Origin of the sequence: Pseudoalteromonas sp. 2CM32C, assembly GCF_023161925.1 — a bacterium.
In the GTDB taxonomy this organism is placed as follows: domain Bacteria; phylum Pseudomonadota; class Gammaproteobacteria; order Enterobacterales; family Alteromonadaceae; genus Pseudoalteromonas; species Pseudoalteromonas marina.
In genome coordinates this window covers 114056-129591 of record NZ_JALNTI010000010.1, presented here as the reverse complement: position 1 = coordinate 129591, position 15536 = coordinate 114056, and the positions used below count along the sequence as shown (strand labels likewise).

The following is a 15536-nucleotide window of genomic DNA, read 5'->3' as shown; positions in this document are numbered from 1 at the left end:
TAAAATCCGGCTCCCGCAACCACTGAAATAAAAAGCACTATTAAAGTAACACGCTAAAAGCGTGTTTTTTTATGCCTAAAATTCAGTGAAATGGGTAGCTCGTCGGTCTCAGCTCTCCATTAGCCAGCAAAGGCCATCTATTAAAATCCGGCTCCCGCAACCACTGAAATAAAAAGCACTATTAAAGTAACACGCTAAAAGCGTGCTTTTTATGCCTGAAATTCAGTGAAATGGGTAGCTCGTCGGTCTCAGTTCTTCATTAGCCAGCAAAGGCCATCTGTTAAAATCCGGCTCCCGCAACCACTGAAATAAAAAGCACTATTAAAGTAACACGCTAAAAGCGTGTTTTTTTATGCCTGAAATTCAGTGAAATGGGTAGCTCGTCGGTCTCAGCTCTCCATTAGCCAGCAAAGGCCATCTATTAAAATCCAGCTCCTGCTATCACTGAAATAAAAGCACTATATAAAGCAACACACTAAAAGCGTGTTTTTTTATGCCTAAAATTAAGTGGAATGAATAGCTCGTCGGTCTCAGCTCTCAATTAGCCAGCAAAGGCCATCTATTAAAATCCGGCTCCCGCAACCACTGAAATAAAAAGCACTATTAAAGCAACACGCTAAAAGCGTGTTTTTTTATGCCTGAAATTCAGTGAAATGGGTAGCTCGTCGGTCTCAGCTCTCTATTAGCCAACAAACAAAGGTCACCTATTTAAATCCGGCTCCCGCAACCACTGAAATAAAAAGCACTATTAAAGTGATATGCTAAAAGCATGCTTTTTATGTCTAAAATTCAGTAATTCTTAATAGCAAAGCTGTTATTACATTTACCACATGTACTATACCAATCATTTTAAATTCGTTATTACTTAACACCTCGTGCTGGGTATGTTAAAACGGCTGAAATATTTTTAAGTGCACTTTTACATGACAGAACTGTATCACTGGTTTGATTTAATCGGCATTGCTGTGTTTGCTATTTCAGGCACATTAGTGGCCTACGAAAAAAAAATGGATGGTTTTGGGGTTGTAGTATTAGCAACAGTGACCGCTATTGGTGGGGGAACTGTTCGCGATGTGATTCTAGACGTTCCTGTATTTTGGCTACATGATCAAAGCTATTTTTTTGCTATTTTAGCTGCTGTACTTATTACATCTCGGCTTATTAATAAGCAAAAATCCATTCCGTATTACACACTTCAAATAGCAGACGCATTCGGTTTGGCTTTTTTTGCTGTAATGGGTACTCAAAAAGCACTACTTGCAGGTATGCCAGAAATGACAGCAATCATAATGGGAGTCATAACGGCTTGTTTTGGAGGCTTAATACGTGATGTGCTCGCCCGCGAAATCCCTATGCTGTTAAAAGGAGAGCTCTATGCCATTACCTGTATTGCGGGTGGTATTGTTTATACACTTAGTGTGTATTTTTCATTTGTGACTGAGCTGGCGATGGTATTGGCAATGTTGATGACATTATTCTTACGTTTTTCAGCAATAAAATGGAAAATCACATTACACGTTTTTAAATATCCTGACTAAACTTACTTAATCATAGGATTGATTAGGATAAGGAATGTCATTAGCTCGTATATATTCTCGTGCTCAGGTGGGTATTAATGCCCCTGAAGTTATTGTAGAGGTTCACTTAGGAACTGGTTTACCCGCATTCCACATTGTAGGCCTTCCCGAAGCCTCTGTTAAAGAGTCAAAAGACAGAGTGCGCAGCGCGCTTGAAAACTCTCAATTTGGTTTTCCTGATCAACGTATTACTGTTAATTTAGCCCCAGCTGATTTACCCAAAGACGGTGGCCGGTTTGATTTGGCGATTGCCGTAGGCATTTTGGTAGCATCAGGGCAAATAGTGTGCTCTGATATTCATAAATATGAGTTTTACGGTGAGCTTGCACTCAACGGTGAGGTACGCGGAGTAAATGCTATTTTGCCCTCTGTGCTTGCAGCTAAGGAACAAAACCGCTGCTGTTTTTTACCCATAGCTAATGATAGCCTGGCAAGCCTTGTAAATGGCGTAAAGCGTAAAGCGGTAAGCTCTATTCAAGAAGTATGGGGTGATTTACTAAACCAGCAGCCGTTGCCGTTAAATATAGAGTATCCAGACTGTACGCAAGCACCTGACTTTTTACTCGATTTGAGCGACGTAAAAGGTCAACCCGGCGCTAAACGTGTATTAGAAATAGCCGCTGCAGGCGGGCACAATTTGTTGTTTTTAGGTCCACCGGGAACCGGTAAATCAATGCTTGCTCAGCGAATGGCCACAATAATGCCGGCTATGTCTGACGATGAGGCGCTTTCAACTGCTGCACTTTATTCAATTATTGGTCATTCAATCGATTTAACAAACTGGCGGCAGCGCCCTTTTCGTAATCCTCACCATACCTGCTCGGCGGTTGCATTAGTAGGGGGGTCATCAAATCCTAAGCCGGGTGAAATTTCGCTAGCACACAATGGGGTATTATTTTTAGATGAACTACCAGAGTTTGAGCGTAAAGTGCTCGACTCCCTTCGTGAGCCAATGGAAACCGGTACGGTAACTATTTCGCGTGCGGCGCGGCAAATGGAGTTTCCTGCGCAGTTTCAGCTCATTACAGCGTTAAACCCAAGTCCTACTGGAAGCCATACCGATAAAAGAGCAACACCCGATCAAGTTATACGTTATTTATCTCGTGTATCAGGCCCATTTGTTGACCGTATTGATTTGCAAATAGAGCTACCACGGTTAACTAGCGTAGAACTGCAAAGCACTAAACAAGAAGAAACCAGCGCACAAGTGCGTGCACGGGTAGAAGCGGCTTATTACATACAGTTAAAACGCCAAGGCAAAGTGAATGCGCGGCTAAATAATAAAGAAATGAGTATTCACTGTGAGCTTGCCCCAGCAGAGCTGCAGTTTTTAGCTAAGGCCAGTGAAAAGCTGTCTTTATCGCCGCGCTCTTACCATAGAGTTATTAAAGTAGCGCGAACGATTAGTGATTTAAAAGGAAATGAAAAAATTAGCTTAGACGATTTAAAAGAGGCATTAAATTACAGAGCCTTTGAACGCTTAATTGCTCAACTTACTAAGTAGCTAAAATTGAGGCTAAACTGTTTTTACTAGCGGCTATAAAGAGAGCATGTAACCTTTACCGCGCACAGTGACAATACGCTTTTGATCTTTTTCATCATTTAGTTTTTTACGTAATCGACCAATAAGAACATCGACTGTACGATCGTTAGGGCTCCAATCTGGTTGGCCTATTTCTTCAGATATTTTTTCACGTGAAGTGGCTTTACCTGCATTACTTATTAAGCAAATAAGTACTTTGTGCTCTGCTTCAGTTAAACGTGATTCAACACCCGAGGAGGTAATAAGGGTGCGATTATCGGGGTGTAATTTAAAGTCGGCGTATTCAATAAACTCTTCACTTTCGTCGCTATCCATATTAACGGCAACGCGTTTATACAAAGCGCGCATACGCAGTTCAAGCTCAAGTAAATCAACAGGCTTACAAATATAGTCGTCAGCACCTTGGGCAAGGCCTGCTATTCGATCTGCTTGTGAATCACGACTAGAAAGCACAATAACACCAATATCTGTTAGTGTGTTAAGTTCTTTGGCGAGCTGAAGGCCGTCTATTTTAGGCAGTACAATATCAATAATAGCGAGGGTAAATGCATCACGCAGGTTTACTCGCTGCCTTACGATGCTCAATGCATCAGCGCCAGTTGAGTCTACTTCTATTGTAAATTCGGTCTCTGCAAAGTGATTTTGAATGCGTTTAACGAGTATTTCATCGTCTTCAACCAATAAAACATTAATAGCCATAGTACTTTATTTTAAATGCTTGTAGCTTTGTATGGTAGCACCATTAGGTAAATACTGAGAAGGGGTTACATGCTAGTTTTAAGTAACTTAATATTTCAAAAATATTAAAATAATTATAAAACATCAAAAAAGCGCCCCATATTCAAGGGCGCTTTTCATAAAGATATAAAATTTCGGTTTAAATTACTTATTTTCGTACATAGAATCCCACCATTGTGGTTCGTCTTTTAGTTTTTTATCAAAATATGCCAACATAGTATTCCACCAGTTAAAGCGCTTATCGCGCGCAAAAATTTGATGATCGGCGCCTTTATACTCAATAAGCTCCACGTCTTTATTTAGTAGTTTAAGTGCGGTGTACATTGTTAAGCTTTCGCCTACGGGTACGTTAGTATCACTGTCACCATGAATAAGCAGTAATGGTGTGGTTACTTTGTCTGCATGAAATACCGGGCTATGTTGGCTATACAGATTGGCGTTATTCCATGGGAAGCTGTTTTTAGATGCTTCACCAGAGTATAAGTAGCCCCACCAACCTTCGCCCCAATAAGAGGTTAAGTTTGAAATACCGGCATGGGAAATAGAAGCGCTAAATAAATCGGTTTTTGTTGCCAATAGCATGGTCATAAAGCCACCATAAGAGGCACCTAAATTACCGACCTTAGTGTTATCTACGTAGTCGTATTGTTTCAAAAAAGCCTGTGTTCCTTCGATAATATCGTCGGCGGTGTAATCACCCCATGCATTGACGTGTTGTGCTGAGAACTTTTGTCCAAAACCTGTTGCGCCGGTAGGTTGTACTACATAAACCACATAACCGTTTTCGGCCCATAAGTTAAATGGGTAACGGCCAGTAAAACCACGGGTAACAGGTGATGTACCACCGTAATAATAAACAAGTGCAGGGTACTTTTTAGTTTTATCTAGGTTACTTGGCACATAAACACGCCCGGTTATTTCAACGCCACTTTTATTAGTAAAGTTAAACTCTTCAAGGGTGGGTATTGTTGTATTGGCATAAGCAATTGGTTTTGAGTCCCAGATAAAATCGGTTTTGTTTTTACTGATATTAAGGCGTTTGAGCTGTTGCGGTGCTAAAGCACTTGTGCCGGTGATTAACACTTGTGAATTGCGCCCATGTGAAACGCTAAATTTTTCTACAATATCCACATTGGTATTTAACTTTTTAAAGCGCTGCTTACTGAGGTCGAATAGATACAATGGCTGAGTGTCTTTTTCGGTCACTTTAAGTACCGCATCGCCGTTTTCTAACACGCTTAGCTGACCAATCGATGGGTCGAATTGTTTACTGAGCGCAGTAACATTTTTACCGTTGTTAGTTAACAGGTAAAGCTGTCCGTCGTAGTTATTAGCAAGCATTGACTTTGGCAACGCTCTGCCAGCGCCATTTTTAAAGTCGGGACCTGCAACAACATACACGTCTTTGTTTGCGTATTTTGCTTGGTTAAATGTTTTAAATTTACCAAGTGACAAGAGCTTGTTTGATTTTATATCCAGCTCAACGAGCTCTGTCTCAGGGTGAGTAGACGCTTGCATAGCCATAACCGAACGGCTCATTAATACTTTTCCACGCGTACTATTTAAATCTTCAAAGCTATGAGAAAGCGGGCCTTGGCTAAGTGCTTTTGTTAAGCCACTTTTAGTATCAAGCATATAAAGTTGGCTGGTGGTGCGCGCGTATGACCAACGATCTTGAAGGCCTTTATAATGCTTGGTTAAGTTGTTGCTGCTTTCTGGTGATTTTGACCAGCTAAATACTAGGCTGGTGTCGTTAAAAAAGGTGAAGCCACTGGCGCCAGCTAAGTCGCTTGCCAGTGTTTTAATGGCTAAGCTTTTACGATTAAGCTGTTTAAGCTCACCCTTTAATAAATACACTAAGTACTTATTATCTGGGCTCCAAATAATGTTACTTGGTTGCCCATCTTCAAATCGATATACAGTTGAGTTATCTGTATTTTTTAACTCGGTAACCAAGTTGGCTTTATTTTGAGTTTTATCGTCGTAAGTGCGCTTAGTGGTTATGTATTGCTCAGCGTTAGGCGCTAAAGATATATTACTCATGGTTGGCGCATCAAACAGTTGCTTTGCTGATAAGCGCTTTGTGTATGATGTATTTAGCGTAATTTTATCAGTGTCACTCTTAGGGGTGAAATCAATAATCACATCACTCCAGTTTGCGACTTGTTGCGCCAAAATAATAACGCTGTGGGTGGAGTTAGTTAATGCAAGCTTATAACTGTTTTTATCCCCTTTTTGGGGTTCGCCATTAATAAATAATTGCCCCTTTTCAATCCCTTTTAATGTTAAGGTGCCTTGTGTAAAACGCTCTGTTTCAATATTAAATTTTAGTGCTTGCAGTCCGCCAAGGGTAAGTGCGCTTACTTTATTGAATGGCTGCCAGCTTTGTTTTTTACCGAAAATAGAAAAACTGTCTGAGTTTGCTTGTAATTGTGGCAAAAGGTTGTTGATAATGGCTGAGCCATGCGGCGTTTGAAAAGGTTTTAATTGCATATCTTCGGCCAAGGGGCCGATAAATTGAATTTTTGATTTGTCCAATGGTTCAGCAATTGCTGCAAAGCTTAAACTGCTAAAGGCTAATAAACCTAAGGCTCGTTTAAATTGCTTGTTGCGGTAAAACCAAGGTGCATTAAATTTCATTAGTGTGCCTGTTATTATTGGGTATTTGGTCAAATATAGCATGTATTGTTACCATGCTCACATACCCAATATAAAGGAGAAAAAGTGACTTTACTGATTGTTTATATGGTTGTGGCCATTGTTATTTCGTTTTTGTGCTCTGTGATGGAAGCGGTGCTGTTAAGCATTTCGCCAAGCTATGTTGCATCACTCAGAAAAGAGCAACCTGTGCTTGCTAAGCAACTTGAAAAACTAAAAAATAATATAGATCAGCCACTGGCAGCCATTTTGACTTTAAACACCATCGCGCATACAGCGGGTGCGGCGGGTGTAGGGGCGCAAGCGGCCGTGGTTTTTTCTGATGCTGCAGTGGGGATTGCCTCAGCAATTATGACCTTATTGGTATTGGTTCTTTCTGAAATTATTCCAAAAACTCTGGGTGCTAATTACTGGCGTGCCTTAACGCCAAGTGTTACCTACTCTTTACGGTTTTTGGTGATTTCGCTAAAGCCCTTCGTGTGGTGTGCGCAAAAGTTAACAAACCTAATGGGCCCAAAGCACGACGAGGCTTACTATATTCGCCAAGAAATAGAAGCCATGGCCGATATTGGCACTGAATCGGGCGCTTTGCACGAAGATGAGTCTGAAATTATTCGTAATCTTTTACATTTTAGGCATGCAAAATTGTCTGATTTAATGACGCCACGCACAGTTATTTTTAAAGTACATAAAGACTTAACAGTAAACCAATATTTAAATGAGCACGGTTCGTCATCGTTTTCCCGCGTATTAATATTCGATAAAGATGCCGACGACATTGTCGGTTTTGTGCATAAAAACGATATTATGTTGGCGTATCATCGTTTAGGCACCGATTATAAAATCAGTAAGCTGATCAAACCAATTTATACAGTACCCACATCTCAAAATGTATCGTCATTATTGCAAACGCTACTAACTCAGCGTACGCACATATGTTTAGTTGTGGATGAATACGGAGAAGTACGTGGCATAGTAACGCTAGAGGATATGATTGAATCACTAATGGGCTTAGAGATAGTCGACGAACGCGATCAGTCAACCAATATGCGTGCAGTGGCAAAGCAACGCTGGCGTAAGCGTTTGGCCAGCAGTGCGCATATTGTAAGTGAAGAAGACGAACATCCTGAAGAAGAAAAGTAACCTTTCACTCGCAACGTTAGCTATTGTTACTTGTTTAAATACAATAGTTAACGTCTGCCCTCGTGTTTTTTTAGCCAAACGGTATACTAGCGCGATTATTTTAAATGGCTTTAATTATGATAAGAATAGACCTAACCTTGGCTGACCAGCCATTTTCATTAATGGTTTCTGGGCAGCAAATAGTACAAGTATTTCATAACCAGCAAGCTATTGCGTTTGATACTCCTCGAGAACATTACTATCAATTTAACTTTCAAGATAAATTAATAGGCATAGATACCAGCACAACTGCCGAGCAAAGTATTTCGTTATTTGTAGATGAGCAATTTGCTACCCAGCTCGCTTTACCAGCCCCAGTTAATGGTGAACCTAAAAGGGGTTTTTTAGGTTTTGCTGCGTTAGGTTTTAAACTATTTAAAAGCGCAAAAGTAGTAAAGGCTGCGTTGGCAGGTGCATCTGTTGCTGGGTATGCCTGGTTATTTAGCATTGAATTTGCGCTTATGCTTATTGCGTGTTTAGTGGTGCATGAGTATGGGCATGTAAGAGCTATGAAGTACTTTGGCATAAAAACCAAAGGTATTTACTTAATCCCATTTGTGGGTGGCTTAGCTGTCAGTGACGATAAAATAACAACCCGCTGGCAAGATGTGGTCATATCGCTCATGGGGCCTGCTTTTGGCTTAATAACCTCTGTGTTGGGTGTTGTTTTATATTACGCCACGGAGATGGAAATATTTGCTGGTGTTGCGGTACTCAGTGCATTGCTTAATTTATTTAACTTACTGCCAATTTTACCGCTAGATGGTGGGCATGTATTAAAGAGTATCAGCTTTTCTATGCGCTCATGGATTGGACTAAGTGTATGCTTGCTGGGTGTGTTTTTTGGCTTATGGCTTAGTTATACATTTGGCTTAATGTTACTGGTGTTCTTTTTATTTGTTGGGGCGCTAGAAATTGTGTTTGAATGGCGCGGACGACATTACTCGCATTTAATACCACTAGATAAATACGGACAAGGTTTTTCAGCCGTTATGTACGCACTTGTAGTTGCAGGGCATGTAGCAGTGATGATGCATTTTGCAGATTCTGACAATCCAATACTCAGTTTGCCGATGACAATTTTGTCTAGCTGATAATTGTGCGCGCAGTTAATTTTTAACTACGCGCAAAGCTTTATTAATAAAAGCTCAATACCAGCGATATAAATACCCCAGTAATAATCAGTTGTACCACGCAAAAGCCCATAATATCTCTTGCCTTTAGGCCCGCTATAGCCAATACGGGCAGTGCCCAAAAAGGTTGAATTAAATTGGTCCACGCATCGCCCCATGCCACAGCCATAGCAACACGGGATATATCGGCGCCCAGCTCTTGCGCTGCGGGTATTACAATAGGTGCCTGTACAGCCCATTGTCCGCCACCGGAGGGCACAAACATATTAACGAGTCCTGCACTAATAAAACTATAAAATGGCAAGCTATCGGCATCCGCAATGGCAATAAAGCCTTGTGATATTTGTTGTGCTAATCCTGTATCGACCATGACCGCCATAATACCGGCATAAAAAGGGAACTGAATTACAATTCCCGCACCACTCGGAATTGCTTGTTGTAAGCTATTAAGCACATTGTGAGGAGTTTGATGTAGCGTAATAGCTAAAAATAAAAACAGGGCAATTACACTATTGAGGTTTAAGCCGCCACCAGAGATAAAAAAGTAATAGCTTAAGTAGGCAAGCCCCATTAAGCCAATGCCCATACCTAGCAGTTTGCTTTGTTCTAAATGTTGCGAAGGACGCGTTATTTTACTTGCTGCAGGTGTGCGGGTGTTTAATAGGGTTGGATCGATATAAACGCTGTCGTTGTCATTGGGTAACATGTAGCGATTTACTAATGGGACGATAATAAATAAACCAATCAAAATGGCAATATTAAAACCTGCAAATAAGGTTTGATCTGTACTCACAATACCAATACTTGCCTGTGAAAAGTGTCCTGGTGTTGCAATAGTTAGCGGAATTGAACCTGCAAGGCCGCCATGCCATACAACAAAGCCAGTATAGGCACTAGCTACTAATAATCGATAATCTACACGGGTATGTTTTGCAATAGCTTTGGCAAACAATGCACCAATAACAAGGCCAAATCCCCAGTTTAGCCAGCTCGCTAAAAGTGAGATAAAAGTAACTAATATAATTGCTTTAGGCGCGGTGTTGGCTAAGGTTGCTAGTTTCTCTAATACTTTGCTAATGAGAGGTGTACTTGCCAGCATGTAGCCTGTAATAAGTACAAGCAGCATTTGCATAGCAAAGCTCAATAGGTTCCAAAACCCATTGCCCCACGCGTGCAGTACATTAATACTGCTGGAAGGGGTAAATATACTGGCAGCGACAAATGTAATAAGTGTAAGCAAAATTACAAATATAAATGGGTCGGGTAGGTAACGCTCAACCAGTTTTGTAAATGGGGTGGCTATTCTATTAAGCATAAAAATACAGTTTAGTGTTTGTTTGTAGATTAATTAATCACGAAATGTGGTTATGTGCAAATCACAATTAGTATTACAGGAGACAGTTTTATACTGTCTATACCTTAAACGTTGATTAAAACTAAGGCATACAGTAACGTACTGTTTATAGATAATTTAATAACAAAGATTTTGTATTATGCCGGTGATATTTAAAAGGTTAGCGTTACTTGTTCGCGCTCATATTGATCAATTGAGCTGGCAAGCAGTGACCTTTGCAATTTTAACTCATATGCTCGTAACCTGGTTGCTACTGTATGCTGCCAACGAACAGGCGTTAACCTCTATAACCACTTTTTTTTACTATTACACAGTGACAACGTCAACAGTAGGATATGGTGATTTTAGCCCGACAACAGAGCTTGGTCGATGGGTGGTTGCTTTAATACAAATTCCGTTTGGTTTAGCTTTATTTGGTGTTTTGCTTGGAAAAGCAGGGCAAACTGTTACTTATTTAATTAGGCACGCTATGACTGGTGATAAAGATTTTGCTCACAGTAATAACCACATCATTATTTTTGGTTGGCACGATACCAGAACTAAAAAAATGATTGATTACATTTTGGCGGATACAAAGCGCACTGAACGTCGTATTTTACTCGCGGTAACAGAGCAGATGGATCATCCGTTTTTAGCAAATGAGCAGGTTGATTTTGCGCGTCTTTCTAGCTTTACTGATTTAGCAGAGTTAGAGCGTGTAGCAATAAGTCACGCCGATAAAGTAATTATTGATGGGCAAGACGACGACCAAACATTTACTACTGCGCTGCGTATTAGCCGCTTAGTAAAAGATGAGTGTCATATTAGTGCTCACTTTTTAGATGAAACCAAGGTCGATATGCTACTGGAGCATTGTCAAAATATAGAATGTAGCAGTGCTAAGTCGGCTGAAATATTAGTTCGTTCAATGCAAGACCCCGGCTCTAGTCGAGTACAAGAAGAGCTGCTTTCTACATTACATGGTGATACACAATTTAGCTTAAAAGTACCCAGTGGCTGTAAGGAAATGGAATTTGGCACCTTGTTTCATCATTTTAAAAGGCAGCACGACGCTATTTTGTTGGGTGTTGCACATAACTTGAGTGCTCAAAATATGGACTTAAATCCACCTTTGGATTATAAAGTGAGTGAAGGTGATATTCTCCACTATATTTCTGTTGAGCGTGTATTGAGCGGCGAAGTTGATTGGTCAAGCTTGGAAAAATAATGAATGAAGTTATATTTTTAATTGTTATTTTAAGTGCGTACATTTTACCTGTAGTCATTGTACTAAACAGTAAGCGTACGCAAGGCCACGAAAAAAACGGTTGGCTCATCGGTATCATCTTTTTTTCGTGGTTAGGGCTCATTATGTATTTTGCCATTGTGCCCAAGCACGGGCACAAAAAGAAAAAAGCAGTAAAAAAATAAGTACGGCGTTACAACTTTACTCTTTAGCCATATTCATAATTTCATTCCAATCATGCTCTGTTACGGGCATAACCGATAATCTTCCTGCTTTTTTTAGTGCCAACTCTGTAATACTGTCGTTTGCTTTTATAGATTTTAAGCTAACCAGTTTATTCAAATGTTGGTGGTAGGTTACGTCAACGACTACCCAACGCGGTGAATCGCTGGTGGCTTTAGGGTCATAATAATCGCTATTTAGGTCAAATTGAGTAGGATCTGGATAGGCTGCGCTTGTTATCTTTGCTATACCCGCTACACCTACGTTTTTGCAGCTTGAGTGATAAATCATCACTAAATCGCCTTCTTTAACATCATCACGCAAAAAGTTTCGGGCTTGGTAATTTCGTACACCTTCCCATAATGTTGTTTGATTAGGTGCGTGTTTTAGGTCGTCAATTGAAAAAGCATCGGGTTCGGTTTTAAACAGCCAGTAAGCCATAGTTGTATTCCTAACAAAGATTTACATAGTTGTAGTCTATAGTATCATTAAGTTATTAGGGAATTGAGGAACATATAATGAGCCAAGTTTTAGATGATTTATTATCGTTATTAACACTTGAAGAAATAGAGCAAGGGTTATACCGAGGGCAAAGCCAAGATTTGGGTTTTAGAGCTGTTTTTGGTGGTCAGGTTATGGGGCAAGCGCTATCAGCAGCAAAGGAAACCCTACCGGCTGGACGTATTGTTCACTCTTTACATTCTTACTTTTTACGCCCAGGGGATGCTGCTAAACCTATCGTTTACGATGTTGAAACTATTCGCGATGGCAAAAGCTTCAGTACCCGTCGTGTAAGTGCAATTCAATACGGCAAGCCTATTTTTTATATGACTGCATCTTTTCAGGCGGTTGAAGACGGACTTTCGCATCAGGCAACGATGCCAGATGTACCGCAACCGGAAGAGCTACGTTCGTCGCTTGAGTTTTATCAAGAAAATGCTGAGCATATACCCGAGGTAATTCGTAATAAATTTATTCGCGAAATGCCTATTGAAATGCGCCCTGTGACATTTCATAACCCCTTTAAACCAGAAGCGATTGAGCCAGTTAAACATATTTGGTTTAGAGCGAATGGTGACATGCCCGATGATCAGCGTATTCATAATTACCTATTGGCTTATGCATCAGACTTTGAGTTTTTACCAACTGCATTACAGCCGCATGGCGTGTCGTTTATGCAGCCAAATATGCAGGTCGCAACAATTGACCATGCAATGTGGTTTCATCGCTCGTTTAGATTAGACGACTGGATTTTATACACCATAGACAGCCCGAGTGCGAGCTCAGGCCGAGGGCTGGTAAGAGGGCAATTTTTTGATCGCCAAGGCAACTTGGTTGCCTCAACAATTCAAGAAGGGGTTATGCGTCAGCGCTAACCCTATCTATGTATAGCGGCTAGTTACACTGATCTTGAACAATGTCGCTAATCGATTGCCATATACGGGCAGGTAGCAATGTTTTAAGTTGTGAATAGGTTTCGCACAATTGCGTACTGCCCACCAAGCCATTGTCGCCTTCTGTAACAAGCCCTTCACCACGTAAGTTATCGATAAAACCAACCAGTACTTTTTTATCAAAAAACTCTGGTGTTTTAATGCCGTGTAATGTGCCTAAGCGATCTGCTAATACTTGGCTTTCTCGCTCAAGCTCAGCCTTTTCAATGCCATTACTCGTTTGTATAAAACCAATCACAATGGCGTAGCGTTGCAGAGTGAAGCTCAATGCTCGCCCTAGCATTTCTAATTTTGCTAAGCAGTCGTTGGTATTAGTAATGTGTATATTGTCGCCATCAAATTCAATTAAGTTTTGATCAGCAAAATTGGCCAAGATACGCGTAATGTAGTTTTCATCAAGGGGCTGTAAATACCACTCTTTGGCAAATAGCGGATAAAACGAATGTACTAATTGTTCACATTGCTTAATTGTTGTTGTGTGCTGCTTAAATAAGTGCAATGCCAACAAACTAGGTACTGCAAATAGATGCAAAATATTGTTACGGTAATAATTAAAGAGTGTTTTTTCTTTATCGCTAATGGCAATAATTTCGCCAAACTCATCACTTATCACATCAAATTTGTTAAGTTTTAAGGCATGTGTAAGAAGTTGCTCAGGCGTTTCGTCAGGCGCGGTTACTTTATCGCTATAACTTGCATCACGCTGCAGGCGTAAGTAAAAATCGAGCTGAGCTAATAGCTTTGGTTTACTTAAAGCGTGCTTGTCGTTTACTAGCAATACCATTGCTAGTAAGTTAACAGCATTTAAAGCAGCTGCATTATTAATTTTAACCATAACTTGGTCTGCTAAGGCTGCAACTTGTGGGCCTAACCACTGAGGTTTTTGTACGTCAGTTGGGTGAACCGCGTCGCGCCAGTCGGGTTGGTTATCATTTAAATATTGGTTAACCGAAATAGGATCGCCAAAATTTAGGTAACCACGTCCGTAGTTTTTAAGGTTTTTTATCGCTTTAAAAATACCAAATACCGACTCGCCTTTCTTATCTTTTCCAGCAAGCTCTTTAAGGTACGTATTTATTTCCATGACATGTTCGTAGCCAATATACACAGGGACTATTGATACTGGTCGATCGATACCGCGTAGCATGGCTTGAAAGGTCATTGCAAGCATACCTGTTTTGGGCGGTAACAAACGCCCTGTACGGCTACGCCCGCCTTCTGTGTAAAACTTAACTGAGTAACCTTTAATAAATAACTGACTCAAATATTCTTTAAAAATAGCTGAGTACAGTTTATTGCCTGCAAACGAGCGGCGAATAAAAAATGCACCCGAGCGGCGAAATATGCCACCGGCAGGAAAAAAGTTAAGGTTAACACCTGCGGCTATATGCGGTGGCACCAAACCTAAATGGTAAATAGAGTAAGTAAGAAGCAAGTAGTCCATATGGCTGCGATGACAAGGCATGTAAATAATTTCATGGCCTTTATTAGTTAGTTCATGCAATTGCTCTGTGTGTTTTATGTGTATGCCGTTGTATAGCTTATTCCAAAGCCATGTTAAAAAGCGATCAGCAACGCGTATCATTGCTTCAGAATAGTTTGCGGCTATTTCATCAAGTAGCTTAAGCGCATTTTGACGCGCCTCGGTTTGGCTAATATTTTTAGCTTTTGCTTCATCCTGAATGGCTTTTTTTATTGTTGGTGAAGCAAGAAGAGAGTTAAACAATTGCTCGCGCGATGGCATTTTTGGGCCTGTGGCTGCCAGTTTTTGACGCTTAAAGTGAACCCGGGCAACACGTAGTAATTTTTGTGGTAGCTCATTTACATCAGCTTTTTCATTTACAATAAGTGATAAGTCGAGTGGTTGGCTAAAGCGAATAAAGTTGTCGCGACCAGAAAACAACACAACAAAAAACTTTCTAAACCAGCTTGGTGTAACCGAATGCGTTATTAAAGTACGTAATCCTGGTTTTTCTTTACCTGGATCGCGTCCCCATAAAATAGTTGCAGGTATCACTTGTACATTTTTTTGGCCACTATTTATAAGGTGATCAATTATTTGTTTGCCTTGTGCTAGTGCATTGGTTGGTTTTGCTGTATCGCCAAATAAAGGTGGGGGATTTTTAATACCAATAAATCGCTCTAAATGTTCATCACCTAATATTTGCTCTTCAGTAGGACTAGGTAAGCCGTGTTTTTTACAAGCATGAGCCAGCGCCGCAAGATCAAAACGAGAATTTAAACGCACTATATAAAATGTAGGGTAATCATGATTTAAATCGTACTGTTTAATAGGGTTTTCTGGGAGGACTTTGCTTTTAACAAATAAGCGACTAAATCCAGCAGATAAAACGTTTAAACAATAATTAAAAATACGCATCGACTCACCATATTGAGGGTGTTAAAAAGCAAAATTAGCGTGATAGGATACCATATTATCTAAAAAATCG

General features: G+C 40.4%; 12 protein-coding genes. 7 read left to right on the top strand and 5 right to left on the bottom strand.

All coding sequences use genetic code 11. The annotated features are described in order from the left end of the window. The first annotated feature begins 923 nt into the window (after nucleotides 1-923). Together MTF67_RS16005 and MTF67_RS16000 are read left to right on the top strand one after the other, a co-directional pair. Nucleotides 924-1538 (top strand): trimeric intracellular cation channel family protein, encoded by a 615-nt coding sequence (locus MTF67_RS16005; RefSeq protein WP_006791375.1) that lies wholly within the window; start codon nucleotides 924-926, stop codon nucleotides 1536-1538. Between the two features lie 34 nt (nucleotides 1539-1572). Next, a complete protein-coding gene (locus MTF67_RS16000; protein WP_248520073.1) occupies nucleotides 1573-3081 on the top strand; it encodes a YifB family Mg chelatase-like AAA ATPase in 1509 nt (502 codons plus the stop codon). 33 nt (nucleotides 3082-3114) lie between these two features. Here the strand turns inward: MTF67_RS16000 and MTF67_RS15995 are convergent, their stop codons facing one another. Both MTF67_RS15995 and MTF67_RS15990 read right to left on the bottom strand, forming a co-directional pair. Next, nucleotides 3115-3819, bottom strand: coding sequence for a response regulator transcription factor (locus MTF67_RS15995; RefSeq protein WP_006791373.1), 705 nt, complete (start codon nucleotides 3817-3819; stop codon nucleotides 3115-3117). 183 nt (nucleotides 3820-4002) lie between these two features. Continuing rightward, nucleotides 4003-6498: a prolyl oligopeptidase family serine peptidase gene (locus MTF67_RS15990; RefSeq protein WP_248520072.1), complete on the bottom strand. Its 2496-nt coding sequence runs from the start codon at nucleotides 6496-6498 to the stop codon at nucleotides 4003-4005. 84 nt (nucleotides 6499-6582) lie between these two features. Here MTF67_RS15990 and MTF67_RS15985 point away from each other — a divergent pair, with 84 nt between their 5' ends. Together MTF67_RS15985 and MTF67_RS15980 are read left to right on the top strand one after the other, a co-directional pair. Next, a complete protein-coding gene (locus tag MTF67_RS15985; protein WP_008129553.1) occupies nucleotides 6583-7659 on the top strand; it encodes a hemolysin family protein in 1077 nt (358 codons plus the stop codon). Between the two features lie 116 nt (nucleotides 7660-7775). Beyond that, nucleotides 7776-8792 carry a site-2 protease family protein gene (locus MTF67_RS15980; protein WP_058429967.1) on the top strand — a complete coding sequence of 339 codons (1017 nt, stop codon included), beginning with the start codon at nucleotides 7776-7778 and terminating at the stop codon, nucleotides 8790-8792. Between the two features lie 43 nt (nucleotides 8793-8835). On the opposite strand, the gene MTF67_RS15975 is transcribed toward MTF67_RS15980, so the two are convergent. Continuing rightward, entirely contained in the window at nucleotides 8836-10146 is a 1311-nt protein-coding gene (locus MTF67_RS15975) for a TIGR00366 family protein (RefSeq protein WP_039038287.1), read from the bottom strand. Nucleotides 10147-10324: 178 nt separating this feature from the next. Here MTF67_RS15975 and MTF67_RS15970 point away from each other — a divergent pair, with 178 nt between their 5' ends. Both MTF67_RS15970 and MTF67_RS15965 read left to right on the top strand, forming a co-directional pair. Continuing rightward, entirely contained in the window at nucleotides 10325-11392 is a 1068-nt protein-coding gene (locus MTF67_RS15970; RefSeq protein WP_010557641.1) for a potassium channel family protein, read from the top strand. After that, nucleotides 11392-11595: a PLDc N-terminal domain-containing protein gene (locus tag MTF67_RS15965; protein ID WP_006791365.1), complete on the top strand. Its 204-nt coding sequence runs from the start codon at nucleotides 11392-11394 to the stop codon at nucleotides 11593-11595. The genes MTF67_RS15970 and MTF67_RS15965 overlap by 1 nt, the downstream gene beginning before the upstream one ends. Nucleotides 11596-11611: 16 nt before the next feature. On the opposite strand, the gene MTF67_RS15960 is transcribed toward MTF67_RS15965, so the two are convergent. After that, a complete protein-coding gene (locus MTF67_RS15960; RefSeq protein WP_058429970.1) occupies nucleotides 11612-12073 on the bottom strand; it encodes an EVE domain-containing protein in 462 nt (153 codons plus the stop codon). A 77-nt stretch (nucleotides 12074-12150) separates the two neighbouring features. Here MTF67_RS15960 and tesB point away from each other — a divergent pair, with 77 nt between their 5' ends. Continuing rightward, nucleotides 12151-13008 carry an acyl-CoA thioesterase II gene (gene tesB / locus MTF67_RS15955; protein ID WP_006791363.1) on the top strand — a complete coding sequence of 286 codons (858 nt, stop codon included), beginning with the start codon at nucleotides 12151-12153 and terminating at the stop codon, nucleotides 13006-13008. A gap of 19 nt (nucleotides 13009-13027) precedes the next feature. Here tesB and plsB read toward each other — a convergent pair whose 3' ends face one another. Beyond that, nucleotides 13028-15466: a glycerol-3-phosphate 1-O-acyltransferase PlsB gene (plsB, locus tag MTF67_RS15950; protein ID WP_248520071.1), complete on the bottom strand. Its 2439-nt coding sequence runs from the start codon at nucleotides 15464-15466 to the stop codon at nucleotides 13028-13030. Nucleotides 15467-15536 lie beyond the last annotated feature (70 nt).